General features: G+C 75.6%; 15 protein-coding genes and 1 riboswitch. Of the genes, 4 read left to right on the top strand and 11 right to left on the bottom strand.

What is annotated here, in order from left to right; all coding sequences use genetic code 11:
* Positions 1-346 precede the first annotated feature (346 nt).
* The 5 genes from ACIBAI_RS18005 to lanL all read right to left on the bottom strand — a co-directional run bounded on the left by ACIBAI_RS18005 (position 347) and on the right by lanL (position 8,884).
* Positions 347-2,086: an ATP-binding cassette domain-containing protein gene (locus ACIBAI_RS18005; RefSeq protein WP_399035300.1), complete on the bottom strand. Its 1,740-nt coding sequence runs from the start codon at positions 2,084-2,086 to the stop codon at positions 347-349.
* A gap of 11 nt (positions 2,087-2,097) precedes the next feature.
* Positions 2,098-3,888, bottom strand: coding sequence for an ATP-binding cassette domain-containing protein (locus ACIBAI_RS18000; protein ID WP_399035298.1), 1,791 nt, complete (start codon positions 3,886-3,888; stop codon positions 2,098-2,100).
* A 126-nt stretch (positions 3,889-4,014) separates the two neighbouring features.
* A complete protein-coding gene (locus tag ACIBAI_RS17995) occupies positions 4,015-4,149 on the bottom strand; it encodes an ALQxL family class IV lanthipeptide (protein ID WP_399035297.1) in 135 nt (44 codons plus the stop codon).
* 218 nt (positions 4,150-4,367) lie between these two features.
* Entirely contained in the window at positions 4,368-6,131 is a 1,764-nt protein-coding gene (locus tag ACIBAI_RS17990) for an alpha/beta fold hydrolase (protein WP_399035295.1), read from the bottom strand.
* The gene (lanL, locus tag ACIBAI_RS17985) at positions 6,128-8,884 is read right to left on the bottom strand and encodes a class IV lanthionine synthetase LanL (protein ID WP_399035293.1); all 2,757 of its coding nucleotides are present in this window, start codon (positions 8,882-8,884) and stop codon (positions 6,128-6,130) included. The genes ACIBAI_RS17990 and lanL overlap by 4 nt, the downstream gene beginning before the upstream one ends.
* Before the next feature lie 201 nt (positions 8,885-9,085).
* On the opposite strand from lanL, the gene ACIBAI_RS17980 reads away from it, so the two are divergent.
* From ACIBAI_RS17980 to ACIBAI_RS17970, 3 genes are all read left to right on the top strand, one after another.
* Entirely contained in the window at positions 9,086-11,722 is a 2,637-nt protein-coding gene (locus tag ACIBAI_RS17980) for a LuxR C-terminal-related transcriptional regulator (RefSeq protein ID WP_399035291.1), read from the top strand.
* Positions 11,723-12,261: 539 nt separating this feature from the next.
* The gene (locus tag ACIBAI_RS17975; protein WP_399035289.1) at positions 12,262-13,929 is read left to right on the top strand and encodes a M48 family metallopeptidase; all 1,668 of its coding nucleotides are present in this window, start codon (positions 12,262-12,264) and stop codon (positions 13,927-13,929) included.
* Entirely contained in the window at positions 13,926-15,020 is a 1,095-nt protein-coding gene (locus tag ACIBAI_RS17970; RefSeq protein WP_399035288.1) for a hypothetical protein, read from the top strand. Before ACIBAI_RS17975 ends, ACIBAI_RS17970 begins: the two co-directional genes overlap by 4 nt.
* Before the next feature lie 147 nt (positions 15,021-15,167).
* Here ACIBAI_RS17970 and ACIBAI_RS17965 read toward each other — a convergent pair whose 3' ends face one another.
* From ACIBAI_RS17965 to ACIBAI_RS17950, 4 genes are all read right to left on the bottom strand, one after another.
* The gene (locus ACIBAI_RS17965) at positions 15,168-16,394 is read right to left on the bottom strand and encodes an MBL fold metallo-hydrolase (RefSeq protein ID WP_399035286.1); all 1,227 of its coding nucleotides are present in this window, start codon (positions 16,392-16,394) and stop codon (positions 15,168-15,170) included.
* 406 nt (positions 16,395-16,800) lie between these two features.
* A complete protein-coding gene (locus tag ACIBAI_RS17960) occupies positions 16,801-17,586 on the bottom strand; it encodes an SGNH/GDSL hydrolase family protein (protein ID WP_344599951.1) in 786 nt (261 codons plus the stop codon).
* A 279-nt stretch (positions 17,587-17,865) separates the two neighbouring features.
* A complete protein-coding gene (locus ACIBAI_RS17955) occupies positions 17,866-18,825 on the bottom strand; it encodes a peptidoglycan DD-metalloendopeptidase family protein (protein WP_399035284.1) in 960 nt (319 codons plus the stop codon).
* Between the two features lie 4 nt (positions 18,826-18,829).
* Positions 18,830-18,994, bottom strand: a riboswitch (cyclic di-AMP (ydaO/yuaA leader).
* Between the two features lie 305 nt (positions 18,995-19,299).
* Positions 19,300-21,369, bottom strand: coding sequence for an alpha-galactosidase (locus ACIBAI_RS17950; protein WP_399035281.1), 2,070 nt, complete (start codon positions 21,367-21,369; stop codon positions 19,300-19,302).
* Between the two features lie 169 nt (positions 21,370-21,538).
* Here ACIBAI_RS17950 and ACIBAI_RS17945 point away from each other — a divergent pair, with 169 nt between their 5' ends.
* A complete protein-coding gene (locus tag ACIBAI_RS17945; RefSeq protein ID WP_399035279.1) occupies positions 21,539-22,336 on the top strand; it encodes a tyrosine-protein phosphatase in 798 nt (265 codons plus the stop codon).
* Positions 22,337-22,346: 10 nt separating this feature from the next.
* Here ACIBAI_RS17945 and ACIBAI_RS17940 read toward each other — a convergent pair whose 3' ends face one another.
* Positions 22,347-22,466, bottom strand: coding sequence for a DUF6126 family protein (locus ACIBAI_RS17940; protein WP_344599752.1), 120 nt, complete (start codon positions 22,464-22,466; stop codon positions 22,347-22,349).
* On the bottom strand, positions 22,463-23,086 hold the full coding sequence (locus tag ACIBAI_RS17935; protein WP_399035276.1) for a helix-turn-helix domain-containing protein: 624 nt from the start codon (positions 23,084-23,086) through the stop codon (positions 22,463-22,465). The genes ACIBAI_RS17940 and ACIBAI_RS17935 overlap by 4 nt, the downstream gene beginning before the upstream one ends.
* Positions 23,087-23,122 lie beyond the last annotated feature (36 nt).

Here is a 23,122-nt window from a genome sequence, read left to right as displayed (position 1 = left end):
ACGCCCCAGAACGAAAAAAAAAACGGCGCTCCGCGGGGCGCGGCGGGTCGGGGGGGGGCGGGCGGGAAAGAACACCCCCCCCCCCACCCCCCCCCCCCCCGCCCCCCGTCTCGCCGCTCCGCCACCCCTCGGCCAACCCGCCGGGACGGTCTCGGCTCCTCCGGCGCCCTCGGCCGCACGACCCGGAGCATCACTGAGCGCATCGGCCTTGGCCTCGGCTTTCCGCAGGCCGAGGATGCGGTCGTGGCCTCGCCGGACGTCTCCGCCGCCGGCCCGCCACCCACCGGGATGCGCGCCACGCCGCCACGGCTCGGACGGCTCGGCCGCCGCGGCGGGTTCGAGCGGCTCAGGAAGCGCGCTCCCAGTGGCCGGCCAGGCCGGCGTAGAGCGGGGAGGCGGCGAGCATGTCGTGGTGTGTGCCCACGAGGCAGTCCTGACCGTCCATCAGCAGGACTCGGCGGGCACGACGGGCGGAGCTCATCCGGTGGGCGATGACGACGAGCGCACCGCCTCGGGCGGCGAAGGCGTTCTCCGCCCGGGCCTCCGCGGCCGGGTCGAGGTGACAGGTCGCCTCGTCGAGGACGACGACACGGGCCGGCGAGAGGTGGACCCGGGCCAGCGCGATCAGTTGGCGCTCGCCGGAGGAAAGAGCCGAGGGCGTGTCGATGACGGCGTCGTAACCGCCGAGCCGCTCGACGAGCCCGTGCAGCCCCACGGCGCGCACCGAGGCGTCGATGGCGCAACGGTCGGCGTCCGGCGCCAGGTAGACGAGGTTCTCCCGCACCGTGCCGGCGAAGACGTACGCCTCCTGCGGGATCAGCGCCACCGTGCGTCGCAGGTGGCGCTGGTCGACCTGGTCGAGCGGGACTCCGCCCAGCGCCACCGCACCGGCGTCTGCGGGCTGCAGGCCGGTCAGCAGCAGAGCGAGGGTCGACTTGCCGATGCCGCTCGGCCCCACGACGGCGAGGTGGTCGTCCGGTCGCAGGCGTAGGTTCAGGTCGCGGACGACGGGGTCGGCGTGCGGCCCGTAGGCGAAGGTGACGGCGCGGGCCTCCACCTGGTGGTCCGAGGGGCGGACGCCCGGTTCCGGACCCACGTCGTCCGGTCCTGCCGATACCTCCGCGAGGCGTCGCAGCACCGCGTCCAGCTGGACGCCCCAGGTGCCGACCAGCGCCACCAGGGAGCGCAGCGCCGGGTCGAGCCCGGTGACCAGGTACGTCACGGCTCCGGCCGCCGCCCCCGCCGAGATCCGGCCCTCCTCCACCAGGCCCGGCAGTGCCAGGACCACGACCAGCAGCGGGATTTGGGAGCCGAGCAGCACGATGAGCCGACGCCCGGCAGCGGCCCGGCCGAGCGCCGCGAAGGCCCTGGCCTGTGCGTCGGTGGCCCGGTCCACGGCTGCCCGGGCGCGCGGCCGGGCGCCGCAGGCGACCACATCGCGCAGCGCGGCGAGCACCGGTCCCGCCTCCCCGGCGACGGCCTCGTCGGCGAGCACCACGGCCCGCTGCCGGACGGCGAGGGCGCGCAGCAGGCCGGCGAAGAGCAGCAGCGCGGCGGCCACGAACGGCAGCACGATCAGCGCCACCGCCCCGGACAGAGCGGCGAGGCCGAGTACGGCCGCCACCACGGCGAAGGCAACCTGCCGGGAGGTGCGCAGCAGTGCGGCGACCAGCGACCGCACGCTCTCGACCTGCTCGGTGAGCCGTGCGACGGCCGCCGATCCGTGCGGCTCGCGCCCGGTCGTCCAGGCGTGCAGCGAGGCGGTCACCACCGAGCGCACCAGCGCGTCCCGCAGCGGTTCCACCACCTCGCTCAGCGCCGGGAAGATCCGGCGGACCGCGAACGCCCTGGCCGCCAGCGCCGCGCCCAGCACCAGCAGCCAGCCCACACCGGTCCACGGCCGGTGCGCCAGGAAGCCGCGGTCCAGGGCCGCGGCGAGCAGCACCCCCGACAGCAGCGGCGGTCCGGCCTCCAGCAGCGACCACATCCCGACCCGCAGCAGCGGCCGCGGGCGGGCGGCCAGTTCGGCACGCAGCAGCCGCCATCCGGCCGCGCTCCCGGGCCGTTTCGCCTCCCTCGGCCCCACCCGATCCGACCTCAGCCGGCGACCGGACACGACTCCTCCTTCTCCGGGGCCTGCGCCGGCGTCCTCCCGCCGAAGACCGCCCGGTAGTCCGGGTCGTCCCACAGCAGGTCGTGCCGGCCGGTGGCCCTGATACGTCCGTCCTCCAGCCACACCACCAGGTCGGCCCGGGCGGCGGTCGCGGCCCGGTGCGTGACCAGCACCCTGGTCCGGCCGGCCAGTCCTTCGGTGAGCACGGTCTCCACGCGCGCCGCAGTGGCGGAGTCCAGGCTCGACATGGCGTCGTCGAGGACGAGCAGCCGGGCGTCCCGCGCGATCGCCCGGGCCAGTCCCAGGCGCTGCGCCTCCCCGCCGGACATCGGGGTGTCGGCCAGCGGCGTGCCGTAGCGGCCGGGCAGGCGGTCGACGAACGCCTCGAGCTCCGCCGCACGCGCCGCGGACCGTATCCGGGCCAGGTCGGCATCCGGGCCGGCGTCCGGCAGTCCGTAGGCGATCGCCTCGGCGACGGTGGCGCCGAGCAGTCCGGGCCGGGCGAACGCGCACGCGACGCCGGCCCGAAGGGCGCTGTCGGCCACGTCGGTCAGGGGCTGCCCGTCGAGCAGGACCTCGCCCTCGTCCGGGTCGAGCAGCCGGGCGGCGAGCAGGGCGAGCGTGCTCCGCCCGGCGCCCGAGCGGCCGACCACGGCGAGCAGCGAGCCCGGCGGTACGGTGAGGTCCAGGCGGTCCAGCACGGTCCGCGCACCGGCCCGCACCGTGACGTTGCGGAAGGCGAGTTCGCCCGGCCCGGCGGCCAGCGGCTGCGTGCCGGCCGGCGGGGCGGCGAGGGCGAGCACCTCGGCGATCCGCCGGGCGCCCGCGCGGGCCTGGGCGAGGCCCATCAGGCTGTCGGCCTGGTTGAAGAGGGCCGTGCCGAGCGCGGTGTACGCGGCCGCCGCGAGCAGCTGTCCCGGTGTCACCCGGCCGGCGGCCACGCCGTGTCCGGCGGTCGCCAGCACGGCCACCTCGACCAGCGGCAGCAGCAGGCCCATCCGCCACACCGCGCCCGACTGGGCGTGCCACAGTGCCCGGCCGGACGCCGCCAGGGCCGGCAGCGGCGCCAGCACCCGTTCGATCTCGCGGTCCCCGGTGCCGGCGGCCCGGATCGTCCGGATGCCGTGCAGGGCGTCGGACAGCCGGGCGGCGAGGCTGCCCACGTGCCGCTGGTAGGCGAGGGACAGTTCGGAGGACCGCGCCACGAAAGTCCGCATCACGGCCAGTGCGGGCGCGGCGGCGAGCACGAAGGCGGCGGCGAGCCGCCAGTCGATCAGCCAGAGCGCCGCCACGCCGCCGAGCGAGGTGGCGGCGGCGGTCGCCGCGCCGACCAGGGCGGGTGCGGCGGCGGCCGTCCGGGCGGTGGCGCCGACCAGCCGGCTGTTCAGGTCTCCGGCGGCGAAACTCCGCTCGGCCTGTGGTCCCACGGCCAGGACGTGACGGATCAGCAGCCGCCGGAGCTCGGCGGTGACGGCCGCCGTCGCGGCCGGGCCCGCCGCGACGGCGAGCATGTCGGCGAGCGTGGCGAGCAGCAGCAGCGCGGCCAGCAGGACCGCGGCGGGGCCGAGGGCGGTGCCGCGCAGGGCGGCGTCGACGGCGGCGGCGGCCGCGGCGGGCAGCGCCAGCCCGGCGCCGGCGGCGGTGAGAGTGGCGAGCGCGAGGGCGCAGGTCCAGCCGGGGGCGCGGCGGACCGCCCGGTACAGCAGGCGGTCGGCCTCGCGCTGGGGGCCGGCCGGATGCCCGCCGGCACTGCGGCGGATCAGGCGGAGCTTCATCCGTGCTCTCCTCTCGTCGGGGCCCAGCGGCTCGGAGCGGCGAAGGGGCCGGGACCGGCCACCGTGCGGGTCGTCCCGCCCGGCAGCCGGACCCGGCCCTGTGCCGACGCAGCGGCGGGACTGCGGTCAGCCGGTCCAGGTGCAGGTGAACCAGCAGGTGTCCTCGCAGCGGTCCAGGCCCGCGGGCTCCTCCTCCGGCAGCTGCTGAAGGGCGTCCAGGTCGAGCTCCAGCTCCACGTTCACGACGGTGTTCCTCTCCACGGATGCGATGGGTACGACGGTTCGTGCGGTGCTGCGATCAGCCGGTCCAGGTGCAGGTGAACCAGCAGGTGTCCTCGCAGCGGTCCAGGCCCGCGGGCTCCTCCTCGGCGAGCTGCTGCAGCGCGTCCGGCTCCAGGTCGATGTCCATGGCGTGTCCTCCTCTCTGTCGGATGGGGTGGGACGAGGTGCGCCGTGGTTCGGCGCTCCTCCGCGGGGCGTCAGAACGCGCCGGTGCGGAGGAAGTCGGTGATGGTCTCCCGTACGGCGGGGCCGGTCGAGCCACCGGGCGGGTAGTGGCCGGCTCCGGGGACCTCGCGGTAGGCGAAGTCGATGCCGGGGCGGCGTCCGAGCGCGGTGAGCCGGTCGCGCAGGTCCCGGGACTGGCCGACCGGGACGACGTCGTCGCGGTCGCCGTGCACGACGAGCAGCGGGGTGCGGAGCCGGTCGGCGAGCCGCCACACGTCGCGGCCGGTCGCGCTCTCGCCCTCGACGGGCGCGGCCAGCCGGGCGAGCAGCGCGCGCACGCCGGGGGAGGCGGCGGCGTGCAGCCGGGGGACCGACAGGAACGGTGCGACGACCGCGCAGCGGGCCCAGCGTCGCGGCGTGTCGGCCGCTGCCAGCAGGGCGAGCCACGCTCCGTAGCTGTTGCCGTAGAGCGAGGGCGGTTCCAGGCCCGCGGCGGACCGGTGGTCGGCGAGCTGCCGGCCGACCTGGCGGACGTCCGCCAGGTCGGCTCCGCCCCAGTCGCCGCGGATCGCGTCGCGGTGGGCGGTCCCGTACCCGGTGCTGCCGCGCTGGTTGAGGGCGACGACGGCGATCCCGGCAGCGGTGAGGTCGTGCAGCAGCGGGTCGTACTCCAGGTGCCAGGCGGTCTCCGGTCCGCCGTGGAGCGCCAGCACGGTGTGCGGCCAGGTCCGCGGGTCGCCGTGCACCACCGCCTCCAGCGGCCCGTCCGCCCCGGCGAACTCCAGGGTCCGGACCACCGGGTGGTCCGCTCGCGGCCCGGTGGCGGCGGCTCCGGCCCGGGCGGTGACCGCTTGGACGGTGACCGGGCCGATGGGCCGATCGGGTGTGGAGCGGACCAGGTGCAGGCCGCTTCCGGTCCAGCGTGCCTGCTCCCTGAGGGTGCCGGCCGGGCCGGGGAGCACGGTGGTGCGGTCCGCGTCCAGATCGTGGACGAGCAGGTCGCTGACCGCCCCCCGGTCGGACCTGACGGCGAGCCGGCGGCCGTCGGGGGCGAGGGCCAGTGGCCGTACGCTCCCCGGCAGCGCGTTGAGGCCTTCGGGGTACCGGGGCGGCCGGCTGCCGTCGGCGGGCCGCAGGGCGAGCCGGTACGGGCCGTCGGCGGGGACGGCGGTCACCAGCAGGCCGGATCGCGGGCAGGCGAGGAGCAGCCGTTCCCCCGGGACCGTGCCCGGCAGGGCTCCGGTGGCTCCGGTGGCGGTGTCCAGGACGACGCTGCGTGTGCCGTCCTCGCCGTACAGCACCCCGGCGAGGGTGCTGCCGTGGTCGTCCAGCCACGTGCCGCCGAGCAGTACTCCGGGGAGGCGCGTGATCTCCTCCAGCCGCGGTCCGGGGCCGGTCAGGCGCCACACCGTGGAGCGGCGGGTGGTGTCGGTGCCGACGAGCAGCGCGAGGCCGTCGGGGCCGGGGCAGGGCAGCAGCCGCAGGGCGGGATGGTGAACGGTGCCGAGCGGGCGCACCCCGTCCGGTGCGTCGGTCAGCAGCTCGTGCCGGCCGGAGCCGCTGCGGCAGAGCAGCAGCCGCCCGTCGTCGGTGGGCAGGCACTGGGTGCGCGGGCTGTCGCCGTCGCCCGCGGCGGGCAGCGGCTGCCGGCGGGGCGTCCCCCCGGTCAGCGACCACAGCTCCGGGGTGCTGCGGCCGGCGTCGTCGACGGCGAGGCAGGCAAGGTGGGTGCCGTGGGCAGAGAAGGTGAAGCCAAAGCGGGTCCGTACGGCCGTCGGCGGCGCGAGGGCGGTCATCGTCCGGCCTCCTGGCGGGTGCCCGCCGCGGTGGTGAGCGTGTCGCCGTACGGGAGGTCGGGCAGCCAGGGGCGGGGGCCACCGTACTGGAGCCGGTGCAGGAAGTCGAGGGCGCCCGCCGAGCCGGTCTGGTAGTCGGCGAAGACCTCGGTGTGGGTCTCGTCCGGGATGAGCTGCCGCCCGTCGCGCACGGTGTGGCGCGCGTCGATGCAGGCGGCCAGCTCCTCGGCCTGTTCGAGGTAGCGGGGCTCGCCCAGCAGATGGGCGAGGTCGAGCAGGAACTGGCCGTTGCCGGCGAGGCCGTGACAGGCCGCGGCGGAGGTCTGCCAGCGGTACCGCAGGACAGCGGCCGCCGCCGCCTCGGCCGCCTCGCGGAACCTGGTCTCGCCCGTCGCCGCCCACAGGCGGACCAGGAAGGTGCCGATGCCGGAGGAGCCGCTGCACCAGTTGGGCAGGCGGGTGGCGGGCCCGGTGCTCTCCCCGGTGCCCCACCAGGCGGCGTCGCCGTCGCGGTCGGCGGCGGCCAGCAGCGTGTCGCCCGCCTGGACGGCGAGGTGATGCAGGTCCTCCCGCCCGGTGACGGTCGCGGTGGTGAGCAGGAAGGTGCCGACGCCGGCGGTGCCGTGTGCGAAGCCGTGGTGGGTGACGCCGGCGAGGGCGGAGTCGAAGCCGGCGGGTATCGGCCAGCGCGCGCCGCCGGTACGGTCGGCGGCCCCGGCGAGGCCGTCCGCGCACCGTTCGGCCCGGCTCAGGAACTCGCCGTCGCCGGTCGCCCGCCACAGGTGCAGCTGGGCGAGGCCGGCTCCGGCAGCGCCGTGGCAGACATCGGGATTGGGCCAGTGCAGCGGTACGCGGGCGGCGAGCGCCGTGGCGCGGGCGGCCATCGCGTCGTCGCCGAGGACGCGGGCGGCGTCGTGGAGCGCCCAGGCAGTGCCCGAGCGTCCGAAGTACAGGCCGGGGAGGACGGTGGGTTCGGCGGTCAGGGCGCGGTCGAGCCATTCGGCGGCGGTCGCGAGGCCCTCCCGGGCCCGGGTGTCACGGGCCGCCAGGCGGGTCAGCAGGGCGATCGGCCCGGCGGCGCCGTGCTGTACGGCGCAGGGGTCGGTGGTGGCGCCGAACGCGCCGGTGGGCCACAGGCGTTGCGCATCCGGCCGCATGGTGGCCAGCAGGTGGTCGAGCCCATCGGCAAGCAGCCGCTCCCGCCGCCCGGCGGCGAGCCCGGCCCCCTCTCCGGGGGCGTCCGCGACCGGTCCGGGGGCGGCTTCCGCCCGTCCGACGCCGGCGAGCGCGGTGCGGACCTCGTCCAGGCCGGGCCGGAGCGACGGGTCCTCCCGCAGGAGGGCCAGTATCAGGTCCTGGGTGCGCCGTACGGCGGGGCTGCGCACGGCAGCGGCCGCGAGCAGCGCCGCCGTCCGGGCCTGCGACGACCGCCCTGGCGCGTCGTCGGGGGCGAACACCGGGTCGGCCCCGGTCGCGAGATGGAACAGGACCGCGCCGAGGCTGAACAGGTCGGCCGTCGGGGCCGGGGCGGGCGCCCAGCGTTCGGCGGCCATCTGCTCGGGTGCGGCGTACCCGGGTGTGCCGGCCCGGTTGACGTGCGTGCCGGGGCGGACGGCGAGCTCCAGGTCGACCAGGCCCACCTCGCCCTGCGGAGTGATCATCAGGTTGTTGGGGGTCAGGTCGCGCAGCACCAGCCCCTGGGCGTGCACCGCCGCCACCAGGTCGGTGACCGCGCGGCCGAGTGCGGCAAGCTGCCCGAGCGGCAGGCCGGTCAGGCCCGCCTCGCCGGTGAACCGCTCGGCGGTCCAGCGGCGCAGCGGAACGCCGGGGACGACGCTCTGCGCCAGGAACAGGTCCTGCCGGTGGTCGAACAGGGCTACCTTGCGCGGAGCGAGGCCGAGTGGTCCGAGCTGGTCGAGGACGGCGGCCTCGCGGCGCAGCGCGTCGCGGGCGTCCTCCCCGTTGAGCCGGGCGGCAGTGTGCCGGCGGGCCTGCTTGACCACCACCTCGGCGCCGGTGGTGCGGTCGGTGGCCCGGAACACGCCGCCCTTGTTGGCGTGCCGGATCGCGCCCCGTACCAGGAAGCGGTCGGCGAGCAGGAGGGCCCGGCGCGGAGGTCCGGCCGGGCGGCTGGGCTGCGGGAAGGGGATGTCGGCCCAGGCCGGCGGGGTGAAGGCCGGCCTGCGCTCGTCGCGGACGGCGCTGCCGTCGGGGGCGGTCAGCCGGATCTCGTAACTGCCGTCGTTGGTCAGCACCCGCCGGCCGCGGAACGCGCCGTAGCGGTAGTGCACCAGGCTTCCGGCGCGGTAGGGACGGTCGGAGAGGATCTCCTGCCCGGGCAGCCCGGCGGTCGCCCGGTCGAGTGCTTCGGCGACCTTCAGCGCGTGCTCGTCGGAGTCGGGGTACGCCGTGAGGAACTTGCCCGCGCCGGCCCGGTCGTACCGTCCGGAGACCAGCGCCTCGGCCCGCTCCAGCGTGCCGGCGAACTTGAACGCGCAGCCGAACCGGAACAGCTCCCCGGCGGCGCGGACCAGCACCAGCGGCGCGGACAGCGGGGTCGCCGAGACGTGCAGCTTCCAGCCCTGCGGGCGGGGGCGGTGGTCCGGGGGCAGCAGCCGGGTCCAGAACTCCTCGGTCCGCAGCTCCCACCCGGTCACGCCGTCGCGCTCCATGACCAGGCGGACCTGGCCGGCCAGCGGGAACCCGTCCCCGCCGCCGTCCGGTACGCCCACCCGCTCCTTCTGCTCCGCCACGTCGATCGCCTCTCCCCCGTGCCGTTCCGTTCCGGGCACCACGGTGCTGTGCCGGCGCGGCCCGGCACAGAGCAGGCGGTTACTCAACCGGGCGCCGTCACCTGCTCAACGCCGTCGGCCGGTTCCGGCGCGCCGGGCTGTGCGCGGCCCCTGGCGTTGCGACCATGCGGGTGGCACCGATGTCTGAACCGGGGGGAACCGATGTCAGCCGAGCACCGACGCATACCCATGCCCTTCGTCGGGCGCCGCACCGAACTGGCCGGACTCCGTGCCGGCCTGCGCCGCGCGTCCTGCCGGGCGGCGGTCCTCACCGGGCCGCCGGGGGTGGGCAAGAGCCGTGCGGGGGAGGAGTTCCTGCTGGCGGCCGGTCCGGCCGGCCATCGGGTCTGGCGGATCAGGGCGACCGAGGCCGCGGCGTCCGTTCCGCTGCTGGCGCTCGCCCCGCTGCTGCCGCCGGCGCACTCGGACGACCCGGTCGAGCTGTTCCGCGAGGTGGCGGGGCGAGTGGCCGGCCCGGGCCCGCGGCCGGTGGTCCTCGTCGACGACGTCCACCGGCTCGATCCGTCGTCGATGTCCCTGCTCGGTCTGCTGGCCGAGCAGGCCGGTCTGTTCCTGGTCGCCACCCTGCCCGCCGAGGCCGACCTCCCGGAGGTGCTGCGGGCCTGGTGGCGGCAGGGCACGCTGCACCACGTCCCGCTGGGCCCGCTGGACCGGGACGAGAGCGCCGAGCTGCTGCGCGCGGCGCTCGGCGGGCTCGTGGCCGCCCCGGCCCGGCACGCCTTCGACGAGGCGGGCCGCGGGAATCCGCTGCTGTTACGGGAGTTGCTGCGGACGGCGGTCGGCGCCGGCGCCCTGCGCGAGGTCGGCGGGGTGTGGTGCCTGGACGGCTCGCTCGACCAGCTGACCGTGGACGGCCTGGTCCCGGACCTGCTGCGCACGCTGCCCCGCGACCGGCGCGCCGTGCTGGAGCTGCTCACCTGCTGCGGCCCGGTCGGCCTGGACGACGCCCTGCGGACCGCCTCGCCGGACGCTCTGGAGGAGCTCGAGGAGCTGGACCTGGTCACCGTCTGGACCGACGACCGCCGCGCCCAGGTCGCCCTCGCACACGGCTGGCACGCGCCGCTGCTGCGCGCCCGCACCCCGCTCCTGCGCGCGCGGTCCCTGCTGCTGGAGCAGGCGGCCAGGGTACGCGCGCACGGCGCCCGCCGGAGCGGCGACGAACTGGCCCTGGCCTGCTGGGAACTCGACGCCACCGGCACGGCCGACCCCGGCCTGCTGGTACGGGCGGCGACCCAGGCGCTGCGCAGTGACGACGTGGCGACCATGTGCCGCCTGGCCAGGGCCGCCCTGGCGCACGGCCCGCACGTGGAGGCCGGGGTGATGCTCGGTGAGGCGCTCGGCCAGCGGGGCGACTTCGACGAGGGCGTCCCGGTTCTCCGGGACGCCTTCGCGGCCGCCCGGACCGAGCCGGAGGTGCAGGCCGCCGCCGCGACCCTGGCGCAGCACCTGTTCTACGGTCTGGGACGGCTCGACCAGGCGCTCGCGGTGCTCGCGGAGGCAGCCGGCCGCATCGGCGCCCGGCCGTCGCTCGCCGCCTGCGAGGCCGCCCTGCTGTCGGCGGCGGGCCGCACCGGGGAGGCCGTCGAGGTGTTGGCCCGCCGCGGCTCCCGGGAGCGTCCGGCGGCGGGTGCCGCGGACCAGTCCGCGGTGCTGGAGCTCCAGGCGCGGGTCCGGGTGGAGATGGCGTCCGGCCAGGTGGAGGACGCGGTCGCCACCTGCCGCGAGGCTCACGACGTGCACCGCCGCCTCACCGAGCGCTCCGCCGTGTACTACCCGGCCCGGAACCTCTACCTGCTGGCCGTGGCCCTGCTGGAGAGCGGCCGGCTCCACGAGGGTGAGGAAGCCGCCCGCGAGGGGCAGGAGGCCATGCTCAGGATGCCGGTTCCGGCGCTCACCGCCTGGTTCCCGTGGGCGCGGGGCCGGATCGCGCTGGAGCGCGGGCGGGTCGCGGCGGCGCTGGCGCACTTCCGCGAGTCCCGCGCGCAGGCGCGGCTGCGCGGGCAGCCGTTCGTCGAGCAGCGCGCCCTGGCCGGGCTGGTGCTGGCTGCCGCCCAGCTCGGGCGGATTCCGCCGGAGTCCGCCGAGCTGGACGAGGCGGCAACCGGGCCGAACTCGCCGCTGCGCCAGCAGGACACGGTCCGGGCCCGGGCGTGGGCGGCCTTGTGCGCGGGCAACCTGCCGACGGCGTCCGGGATGCTGCGCTCCGCCGTCGACCGGGCGCTCGCGGACGGTGAGGTGACCGCCGCGGTGGCGATGCTCGACGACCTGGTGCGCTGGGGAGCCGACGGCGAGGCCGACCGGCTCGCGGCCGTGGCGGCGCGCGTGCAGGGCCCGCACGCGGCGGCGCGGGCGGCCCTCGCCGTCGCCGTGCGCGACGCGCGGCCGGAGGCGATGGAGGCCGCCGCGGAGCGGTTGCGGGAGCTCGGCGCCGAGCTGCGGGCCGCCGAGGGTTTCGTGTCGGCGGCCCGCGCCTGGCAAGCCGCCGGGCACCGGACCCGGGCGGCCCGCGCCTCCCAGCGCGCCCTGGCGCTGCGCTCGCTCTGCGAGGGTGCCGTCACCCCGGGGCTGAGCCCGCTGCCCGGCGCGGATCCGCTCAGCACCCGGGAGCGGCAGATCGCCCTGATGGCGGCCCGGGGCAGGACCAGCCGGGAGATCGCCGAGGAGTGCGTGCTCTCCACCCGCACGGTCGACAACCACCTACTGCGGATCTACCGGAAGCTGGGGATATCCAGCCGCGCCGACCTGCCGGGCATCCTCCTGTCGCCCCGCACCGTCTGATCCGGCCGGGGCCGGTCACCCGGCCGGGTGACCGGCCCGTGCGGTGGCCGTCCAGGGTGCCGCGCGGCGGGGACGGCGCTTGGTCACGGCGGTCGCCCCGGCGTGTCCGCGAAGGGCCGGAGAGCGAACGCCCGGCGATCGCCGAGCGGCCGTGTCGTCGCGGGGCGCCGGCCGGCCCGTCGGCGAAGGCCGCGCTCCCTCGGCATGAGCGCCGGGAGCCGTACCCGGCGTCCCGGGCCTTCCGACCACCCGGACGAGCGGGGCGGGCCCACCGGGAAGGCGCGCAGCGATTCCGGGGCGGCCGCCGCTCGGGGGCGGCGGGAGAGCCGCGTCGTACGGGGCTCCCGGACCGGCACCGACCGGCCTGCCATGAACACGTCTTGCACGTCAACCCCCCGGTAGGTCATACTCCGCTTCCCCCCACAACCACTGATCACGACCGTCCGCGAGCCCCCCTCGCGCCGGCCGCGACCAGCCGCGGCACCCGTGTCGCCGCACCCGACGCCGTCAACCCGATATCCCGTGGGGGCCCCTGCCCGATGGGCGTGACCTTGCGCGCGCTGCGCGCTCTCCTGCTGCTCGCCGGCTTCTACCTGCTCGGCGTCCTGCTGCTGGCGGTGCTCGCCGGCCTTGACTACCTGCTGTATCTGCACGCTCCGTCGGGCGTCGCGGCGAAGCTGTACCTCGTCTCCGTGCTGCTGGCGATTCCGCTGGTCCGCGGCCTGTTCATGCTGCGCACGCCGAAGGCGGAGGAAGTTCCCGGCCTGCCCGTCACGGAGGCCGACGAGCCCGCGCTGTGGCGCACCGTACGGGAGCTGGCCGACCGGATCGGCACGCGCGCGCCGTCCCGCATCCTGCTGACGCCGGACGTCAACGCGGCCGTCGCCGAGGACGCCCGCCTGCTCGGCCTGCTGCCCGGCCCGCGCCGCCTCCACCTCGGCGTGCCCCTCCTCCAGGGGCTGACGGAGGCCCAGCTCCGGTCGGTCCTCGCGCACGAACTGGGCCACTACTCGCACGCCGACACCCGCCTGGCCGCCGTCGTCCTGCGCGGCCGTGCCCAGATCCTGCGCACCGTCGGGCACTTCGAGGAGCTCGCCGGGAAGAGCGCGGCACGCGAACGGGCCCGGCAGGAGAAGAAGAACGCCAGGGCCGCGGCCAAGGGCAAGAGGACGAGCGAGGTCGACACCCGGCACCGGGGCGTCACGTACCGCGCGATGGCCCGGATCTACACCGCGTACGCCAAGCTGTACTTCCGCGCCACGCTGGCCGGCGCCCGTGGCCAGGAGTACGCCGCCGACGCCGCGGCCGCCCGGATCGCCGGCCGGGACGCCACCGCCTCGGCCCTGCGCGAGATCCCCGTGCTGGACGCCGCGTTCGGGTTCTACACGCGCCACTACGTCACCCTGGGCGAGGACGCCGAGCTGCTGCCGCCGCGCGGTGAGGTGTTCGGCGGTTTCGGCCGGATGCTGAGCGCCCGTCAGCTGGAACTGGCCGGGCTGCGCACCGAGCTGCCGACCGGGCCCGCCTCGCCCTACGACTCCCACCCGCCGATCGCCGACCGCGTCCGCCGCGTCGAGGAGCTGCCCGCCGACCACCGCACCGACGAGGGCAGGGGCGCCGCCGTCGGCCTGCTGTCCGACCCCGAACGGACCCTGGCGGCCCTGGAGGACGCGGTCCTGACCGAGGAGGTGCGGCGGTTCCGGCGCACGGCCGGCTGGCCGGAGCTGCTCGACGGCTCGATGGCCGTCCAGCTCGCCAACCTCGACACCCCCCTGCACCGGGCCCTGGCCATGTACACCGGGACGCGCCCGACCCTGCCCGCCCTGCTCGACCTGATCGACGACGGCCGGCTGTGGCAACTGGCCCGGCGGCTGCCGCTGTCCGACGAGGCGGCGGCCGCGAAGGGACGCGCCTTCCGGGAGTTCGCGCGGCCGGCCCTGGCCACGTCGCTGCACCGCATGGTGCTGGCCGAGTTCAGCGCACGCGCCCGGCTGCGCTGGGAGTTCTCCTGGGAGCGGGCGGCGACCGCGCGGCTGCTGCCCGCGCCGGGGCAGCCCGCGCCGCCGGCCGACACGACGTTGGACGACCTGATCGGTCCCGCCGTGGCCGCCGCGGTCGCCGACCACCCGGACACCGGCCCGCTGCGCGCCCTGCTGCCCCTGACTCCGACCGACCCCGCGAACCGAGAAACGGACACTCCCCGATGACCGTAGTGCTGTGGATCCTGGTGATCCTGGCCGTCCCCACGCTGATCTTCTTCGGATGGCTGGCCTGGGTCTTCCTCAGGGAGTTCTTCTCCCCGAGCCATGACGAGGACGCCGCCGCCGAGGCGGCCGGGAAGCTCGGCCTGCTGCCCGCCGACCGGCAGAACACCGAGCACGCCGGCCCGCTGCCCGCGGGCTGGGACACGGCGCTGAGCCGCGTGAGCGGCGGCGACTGGCAGGCGGCGGCCGAGCTGCTGCGAGGCATCGGGCGGGACTGGGACCGGCGGTCGATGGCCGTCGGGGAGCTGGCGGGGCTGGCGGCGGAGGACGACACCTGGCTGCTCGCCTGGGAGGCCGCCCGCCCCGACGACCCGGACGCCGCCGTGGTCCGGGCCAGCAGCACGATCACCCTGGCCGGGCGGATCCGCGGCGCCAAGCGGGCCGAGTACACGACGCAGGAGCAGTTCGCCGGCTTCCACCGGATGCTGCACCGCTCCCGCGACGAGATCGCGCGGGCCGCGGCGCTCGCCCCCGACGACCCCACCCCGTACGTCACGGAGATCTCGGTAGCGCTCGGCCTGGGCTACCCGCACGCCGAGATGGACAAGCTGTGGGCGGAGATCACCGCACGCGCCCCGCACCACTACGAAGGGCACTGGCGGGCGCTCCAGTACTGGTGCAAGAAGTGGCGCGGCTCGGAGCGGCTGGCCATGGAGTTCGCCGAGCAGGCCGCGGCGAAGGCGCCGCTGGGCAGCCTGCTGACCGTGCTCCCGCTGGTCGCCCACTTCGAGCACGACGAGTCCGACGACGCCGAGGGCGACCGCACGCCCGAGATGGTGGCGCGGGTCGACGCGGGCCTGGCGGACGCCGCCGCGGCCGACCCGACCCATCCGCGGCTGCCGGAGCTGCGCCACCTGCTGGCGTACTACCTCTCGCTCCAGGACCGGGACGAGATGGCGATCGAGCAGTTCCGGCTCGTGGACGGTCATGTGAACGCGCTGCCCTGGCGCTACCGGGGCAGCGGCGCCGACATGACGGCGTACTACTGCGCGATCCGCGACTCGTCGGCGCAGGCGGTCGCCGCCACGGGCTGACGGCGGCGGGATGCGGGGGCGGGATGCGGGGGCGGCACTGGGCCGTCCGTCGAGTGCCGCCCCCGCGCGGTCCCGGGGAAGAAGGAGTTCCGCCCTGCTTCCGGCGGGGCCGCCGGGATGCCGGCACGCGCCTCGGTTCGTCCGCGGTCAGCTCTCGCCCACGAGGTCGAGGCCGTCACGGGACGTCTCCGGGGTGGTCTCCGGAACGGGCCACTTGCGGTTCAGCGGCAGGGACACCTCCCGCCACCAGGGGCGCGTGGGGAGGTCTCCGCCGGGCTCGAAGGGCCGGCCCGGGACCGGGACGGCGACCGCCTGTCCGACCGCGTCGGCCGCGGCCAGCGTCCACTCCCCCGGCTCGGCCCAGGGGTGCGACGCGAGGTTGAACGTCCCCCAGTGGATCGGCAGCAGCACCCCGCCCGGACCGCCCCCCTGCAGGTCGAGGTGGGCCCGCACCCCCTGGGCGGGCGTCATGTGGATGTCCGGCCACGGCCCGGGCAGCGGCGTGGAGTCCGTGTGGTCCTTGGGCCAGAACTCGCTGTACGCGCCGATCTGGATCATCGTGGCGTCGAACGGGCCGTGCCCGGCGCCGATGTCCTTGAAGCCCTCGAAGTACCCGGTGTCGCCACTGTGGTAGACCCGGTGCTCCTCACCGGCGACGACCCAGGAGGCCCACAGCGTGTGCTGGGTGTTGCGCAGGCCGCGGCCGCAGAAGTGGCGGGCCGGGGTGGCGGTCAGGGTGAGGCCGCCGACCTCCGTCGTCTCGTGCCAGTCCAGCTCGCGCAGCCGGCCGGCGGAGACGCCCCAGTGCTCGAGGTGGGCGCCGACCCCCAGCGGCACGGCGAAGAGGGTGTCCGTGCCGGCCAGCTCCTTGATCGTGGGCATGTCCAAGTGGTCGTAGTGGTCGTGCGAGATGACGACGACGTCGACCGGGCCGAGCGCGGCGAGCGGCACCGGAACCGGGTGCAGGCGGCGGGGTCCGGCGAAGGCGAACGGCGAACAGCGCTCGCCCCACACGGGGTCGAACAGCACCCGCCGCCCGTCGATCTCCGCCAGCACGCTGGAGTGGCCCATCCAGGTCAGGCGCAGCCCGGTGGCGGGGGGCCGGGATATGTCGGCGAGCGTGGTGGCGTGCACCGGGACGGCGCCCCGCGGGGCGCGGCGGGCGCGCGCCTCCCGGTCGAGGTAGACCTTCGCGAGGTCCTTCCCCGAGCCGGAGGGCCGGGTCCGGGTGGGGCCGCCGGGGTTCTGGAACACCCCGTTCGCGAAGTGGGGCGATCTGCGGATGCGCGCCATGCGCTCCCCGCTCGGGTCCACACCGAAGGCCGCGGGCCGCAGCGCGCTGACCCCCGAGTTCAGGGAACGGAAACCGGCCACGGTACCTCCAGGTGGGGTCGATCAGGCCCTCCATTATGGCCGCCCCCGTCGGCCCGCCGGTCCGCTTCGCCGTTCCCGCCGCTGCCGCGTCCGGGCCGCCCGCGCGGTGTCCGTGAGGGCGCCCGCGCGAGGCGCCGCGGCGGCCGCTTCCCCGGCGGGCCCGCCGGGCGGCAGCGCCGGCCGGGCGCGGGGCCGTACCGTCCGCGCCCGGCCGGCGACACGGCTCGCGCGACGGCCCGCCGAAACGGCCGCGGGCCGGGAGTCCTCCGCCCCCGGAGCCGGAGGTCTCCGCTCGGTGAGGACCTGGAAGGCCGGACCGCGCGTCCTGCGCCCCGGGGCCGGGGGTCTGCGGGCGGGTCACGGGCCCGGGAGACCCCGGGCCGCCCCGCCCCTGCTCAGCCCCGGCTCAGGCCACCGAAGCGATCCGCATCCTGATGTCCTCCAGCGCCAGCCGCCCCTTCGCCGTCACCCGGTCCCCGGACGACTCCCCGCGCAGCCGGCGCCCGATCCACGGCACCAGGTAGTCGCGCGCCCACTGCACGTCGTCCCGGCGGATCTCCAGGGTGCCGCGCGGCGGCAGCGGCGGCCAGGGCTGCTCCGGGTCGGCCGGCACCTCCAGGCCGAGGACCTGTCCGGCGCGCAGCGCCACGCGCGTGTGCCCCTCGGGCGACAGGTGCAGCCGGTCGGCGTCCCAGGCCCTGCGGTCCTGGACGCTCCGGAGCGACCACAGGTCGAGCACCGGACAGCCGTACCGGTCGGCGATGGCCCGCACGTGCCCGTTGTACGTGGCGATCTTGCCCCGCAGATGCTTGAGCACGGGCACCCCGCGGGTGTCGAAGCCGGTCGTCACCATGACGGTGCCGGCCGCCTCGGTGAGCGCGGCGACCGCTCGTTCGAAGCGCTCGGCCACGTCGTCCGGGTCGGTGCCGGGCCGGATGATGTCGTTGCCCCCCGCGCAGAACGAGACCAGGTCCGGTGCCAGTTCGACGGCCCGCGGCACCTGGTCCGCCACGATCTGGTCGAGCAGTTTGCCGCGTACGGCGAGGTTGGTGTAGGTGAAGTCGCCTTCCGGCCTGAGGTCCGCGAGCAGCACGGCGAGCCGGTCGGCCCAGCCGACGAACGCCCCGTCGGGGCCGGGGTCGCCGACGCCCTCGGTGAAGCTGTCCCCCACCGCAACGTACGACCCGATCACTGATCTGCTGTCACTCTTCGAATCGTCTGCCACATGACCATGATTCACCGCGGAATGTGACCTACGCGACCGTAAGGAGGGGTTGACGGTCGGTGAGATAAGCCACTCCTAAAGTGTTGGCCAACTCCGGAATAGGGCTTCGTCCAGGGGCGTTGGCGCCCCGGACCCGCTGCTTCCGGGGCGCGGCGGCCGGACCCGGGGACCGAAAGGCCGAAGGCCGGACCCGGGGATCGGGGTCCGGCCTTCGGCGGCTCGTCGGGCAGGCGGTGCCGGCCGGCGTCAGATGGAGACGCCGTGCGAGCGGAGGTAGGCCACCGGGTCCACGTCCGAGCCGTAGTTCGGCGTGGTGCGGATCTCGAAGTGCAGGTGCGGCCCGGTCACGTTGCCGGTCGCGCCGGACAGGCCGACCTGCTGACCGGCGGTCACGGTCTGACCGGTCGAGACCGAGAGCGAGGACAGGTGGGCGTACTGGGCGTAGTGGCCGTCGTCGAGCTTGATGACGACCTGGTTGCCGTACGCGCCGCCCCAGCCCGCGGAGACGACCGTGCCCGCGGCCACCGCCTTGAGGGAGGTGCCGGTCGGGACGACGAAGTCGACACCGGTGTGGTAGCCGCTGGACCACATGCTGCCGGCCACGCGGTAGGCGGTGCCGACGCCGGCGCCGCTCACCGGGAGGGTGTAGCCGCTGGAGGCGTTCGTGGTGCCGGCGGACTGCCCGGCGGCCGCGTCCTGCTCGGGGGACGCCTCCGACGAGGGCTTCGACGAGGCGGACTGCGTGGACTCGGAGGGCTGCGCGGGCTGCGCCGACGGCTTCGCCGCGGAGGACTCGGGGGACTCCGACCGGGAGGAGGACTCGGCGGCGCTCGTCGCGGCCTTCTTGCCGAGCGCGAGCTTCAGGCCGGGATGGATCAGCGACGGGTCGTCGCCGACGGCCTCGCGGTTGTCCGCGTACAGCTTCTTCCAGCCGCCGCTGACGTTCTCCTCGTCGGCGATCTTCGAGAGGTAGTCGCCGGCCTTCACGGTGTAGGTCCGCGTGCCCGTGTCCTTGTCCGCGGTCGTCTTCCCGGCGGCCGGCAGGGACTGGACGGCCTTTTCCGGAACGGACTGGGCGGGCGCGGCGTGGGCACCCGTGGCTCCCAGGAGCGGGAGGGCGAGCGCGGCGCCGCCGGTTCCGGCGACGGCGATGGAACGGGTGAAACGCTGGGTCTTGCTGCGGCGGTGCTTACCCTTCGCGGGCATGGCGCATTCCTCTCCGGCGCCTGCGAGGTGAGCTGTCGGGTGCGGACTGGAGATGTCCGGTCGCGCCGAGGGGCGCGGCTTTACCCCAAGCCTGGTCCGGGAACCGGAACAGGCAGTCGTACCTGTGGGTCCCCCGCTCCTGCCGTACACGGGTGGGTGGGTGTGCGGGCTCCGGTCGGCGGCAGGATTCGGCGTCCGTCCGGATCGGTGGCGAACGTAAGCGACCAGGACGCACAGGGACAAGCGAAGGTTGCGCGGAATTGCGGATCAACTTGATCCACTACTGGAATTCCCGGTCACCCTCCGTCGATTTCGGCATCGTTTCCTTTCCCGAAATCCCTTGTGGACCATGCGAATTACGTGAACATGACGGGCAACGGACGGTCACGGGTATGACGCTCCTCACGTGACGCCGCTCCAGCTCCCCTCAGCACAGGGGGAGTTACAACAAAAGCATCAATCCGGACAGAAGGGTCAGAGGCGACGCAAGTGGATGACCGTCGCATCGAGGTCGCCCCGCAACCCGGTCCGCAGACCGTGGTGCAGCAGCACCGCCCCCCGGTGCACTTCGCCCGTTTCACGGCATTCGTACGACGCTGTCGGGTCGAGGCCACGCAGCCGGAGCGCCGGGACGGGCTCGCCGTGGTGCTGCGCCTGGAGCCAGGCGAGGACGGCGGTCTCGTCGCCGAGCACGTACTGCACGGCACTCAGGCCGCCCCGGGGCGGCCTGAGCCGGTGGAGCTCCCCGCGCTGCACCAGGGGCCGGATCTCCTTGTAGCGGCTCACCCACTCCCGGGCCTCGGCGAGCTCCTCCCCGGTCCACTTCGTGAGGTCGCCGCCGATGCCGAGCACCCCGGCCATGGCGCTCACGAACCGGAACCGCAAGGAGCTCTTCCGGCCGTTGAGCATGGCGTTCGGGCTGTCGGTGACCCAGGCGGCCATCACGCGGGCCGGGTGGATCTGGCTGAAGCCCTCCTGGATGGCGAGCCGGTCGAGCGGGTCGGTGTTGTCCGAGGTCCACACCTGGTCGGTGCGGGCGAGCACGCCGAGGTCGATCCGGCCGCCGCCGCCCGAGCAGGACTCGAAGGCGACCCCCGGGTGGGCCGCCCGCAGCCGGTCCAGCAGCGCGTACAGGGCGCGCACATGGTCGACCCACAGCCGCTGCGGGTACGGGTCGCCGGGCCAGCCCGCGTCGGTGAAGCAGCGGTTGAAGTCCCACTTGACGTAGTCGATCGGGGCGCTGGAGAGGAGCCCGTCGAGCTGCTCCCACAGGTACTCCCGGACGTCCTCGCGGGCGAGGTTGAGGACGAGCTGATGGCGGAACTCCGTCCGTCTGCGGCCCTTCTGGTGCTGCACCCAGTCCGGGTGGGCGCGGTACAGGTCGCTGTCCGGGTTGACCATCTCGGGCTCGACCCAGATGCCGAACCGCATGCCGAGGCCGTGCACGTACGCGGCGAGCGGGGCCAGGCCGCGGGGAAAGCGCTCGGGGTTGGGCGTCCAGTCGCCGAGGCCGGCCCGGTCTCCGGTGCGCGCGCCGAACCAGCCGTCGTCGACCACGAACAGTTCGACGCCCAGCTCCGCGGCCCGCCGCGCGAGCGCCCGCTGCTGCTCCTCGGAGATGTCGAACCCGGTGGCCTCCCAGGAGTTGTACAGCACCGGCCGGTCCCGGTCCGCGTCCGGGACGACGTACGCGCGCTGGTAGGCGTGCCAGGCGCGGCTCGCGCCGCCGAAGCCGCCGTCGCTCCACAGGCCGGCGAAGACGGGTGTGGTGAAGGTCTCCCCGGCGGCCAGCCGCAGCAGGCCGGAGTCGTCGTGGCCGGCGCCGCCGGTGATCTGCACCCGAGCGTCCGGGAGCCGGGCGACACAGATCCGCCAGGAGCCCGACCAGCCGAGCGCGCAGCCGTAGACCTCGCCGCGCTCCTCGGTGGCGTCGGTGTCGAGCGCGACCCACGGCAGGTGCTGGTGCCCGGTGTGGCCGCGGCGGCTGCCGATGACCTGCTCGCCGTGGGCGAGCGGGAAGCGGGCGAGCCGGGACTCCGCGGCCCAGCGGCCGTGCAGCTGGGACAGCCGCCAGCCGTCGCGGTCGGGCAGGGTCCAGGTGGCGGAGTCGGCGCGCAGCAGCTCGACCGCCGGGCCCCGGTTCTCCAGGGTCACCCAGCGCTCCACGACGTCGCCCCGCATGCGGTAGTGCAGCGTGACGCCCAGTCCGCCGTCGCGGAACAGCAGCCGCAGTTCGCCGCCGTCGCTCTCGTCCCGCTCGAAGGCCCATTCGGTGCCGCGCCGCTCCCCGGTGCGCACGGCGAGGGCGGGCCGGACGAAGCGGGGACCGCCCTCGACCGGGTACTCCTCGCGTCCGTCGAGCGGGGACTCGAAGGGCCAGTAGTCCGGCAGCGGGCGCACGGCGAGCGCCTCGGCGTCGGCGAGGGCGATCCTCGGGCCCCAGTGCAGGTGCACGAGTTCGTCGCGTGCGGTGAGGTGGAGGGCGTAGCTGCTGGCCGGCCCGGAGAGGACCCAGGTACGGCCGGTTTCCGAGATCTCCAGCATGCAGCCCCCCGAGCACGAACGGATCCACCCACGTCCCGACATCATCGAGGGCTGTCCGCTGGTTCGGCAACGCCTGTGGACAACCCGTGGCGCCGGGAAGCCATGGCGTATCGTCGAGTGGCGCCCGCCGACGAGCCGCGTCGGCGGGAGGGAGTGGGAGGAGTCCCCCGTGACGCAGCAGGTCCCGTCGACCGAGCCCGAACTGGCCGGCGTGCGCAACTTCCGTGACGTGGGCGGACTGCCGACCGTGGACGGCCGCCGGGTGCGGCACGGGGTGCTGTTCCGCAGCGGCCACCTCGCGCACGCGACCGCGGCGGACGCCGCCTTCCTCGCCTCCCTGGGCCTGCACACGATCTTCGACTTCCGCAACGCGGCCGACCAGAAGCTGGAGGGGCCGGACATCGAGCTGCCGGGCGTGCGCAACGTGAACCTGCCGCTGACCGACCCGGCCGACGGCGCCGAGTTCTGGCGGATGGTCCGCGACGGCGACCTCGACCAGCTGCGGGAGATCCTGGCCGACGGCAGGGCCGAGCAGCGGATGATCACCTCGTACCGCACGATCGTCAAGGAGCGCACCGCCGAGCACTCCCGGGTGCTGCACGCGCTCGCCGAGGACAGCGTGCCCGCGCTGATGCACTGCGCGGCCGGCAAGGACCGCGCGGGCCTGTCCGTCGCGGTGACGCTGCTGGCCCTGGGCGTCGAGCGCGAGGCGATCCTCGACGACTACCTGAAGTCCAACGCCAAGCACCGCCGCTACAAGGTGCACCGCAGCTCCAGCTCCCCCTCGGCCTACTCCCCCGAGGTGATGGAGCTGCTCAGCCCGCTGTTCGACGCGCGCGCCGAGTATCTGACGGCCGCCTTCGAGACCGTCGAGCAGACGTGGGGCGGCGTCGACGCCTACCTGGAGAGGGGACTGGGGATCACCCCGCGGACCCGGGAGCGGCTGCGCGAGCGCCTGCTCGACTGAGCCGCCGGGACTACTTCGCGCCCACCTCGAACAGCAGGTAGATGAAGGCCGCGAACAGGTGGCCCACGGCGATGTAGACGATCAGCCGTATCCACAGGCCGCGGGGGAACTTCTCCTCCATGTCGCTCATGGCGCGTCTCCGGGGGTCGGGCCCAGGCACAGCGTGACCGTGGGACTCTGCAACAGGGTGTGGACGAACAGCAGCTCGACCCCGCCGGGGTCCTGGGCCGCGATGCGGTGCGGGGTCAGCGAGTCGAAGTGCGCGCTGTCGCCCGGGCCGAGCCGGTGCGCCGCGTCCCCGAGCCGCAGCCGAAGCCGCCCCCTGAGGACGTACAGCCACTCCTCCCCCGGGTGCACGCGCACGATGTCGCCCTGGGAGCCGTACGGCACGTGGACCCGCAGCGCCTGCATCCCGCGGCCGGACGCGCCGGCCTGCCAGTAGGTCCAGCCGCCCGCGGCGGTCGGCTCCATCTCGGCGGCGCGGACGACGGCGTCCCGGTCGGCGACCGTCTCGCCGAGCAGTTCCGAGACGGTCGTACCGTAGATGCGGGCGAGGGCGAGCAGCATCGGCAGGGAGGGCTGGCGCTGCCCGGTCTCCAGGCGGGAGAGGTGGGCGGGCGACAGCCCGGCGGCGCGGGCCGCGGCCTCCAGGGTGAGGGCGGCGTGGCGCCGCAGAGCGCGCAGCTGCGGCGCCACGGCGGGCACCGCTTCGACGGGCCCGTCCGAGGGCTCGGGCTCGGCGGGGTTCATGCCTCCATTGAGCCCGATTTTTGCCTCTGCGGCAAT

The sequence above is a fragment of the Streptomyces sp. NPDC051041 genome, assembly GCF_044456065.1.
In the GTDB taxonomy this organism is placed as follows: Bacteria; Actinomycetota; Actinomycetes; order Streptomycetales; family Streptomycetaceae; genus Streptomyces; species Streptomyces glaucus.
This window is presented reverse-complemented; position numbering and strand designations above follow the sequence as displayed.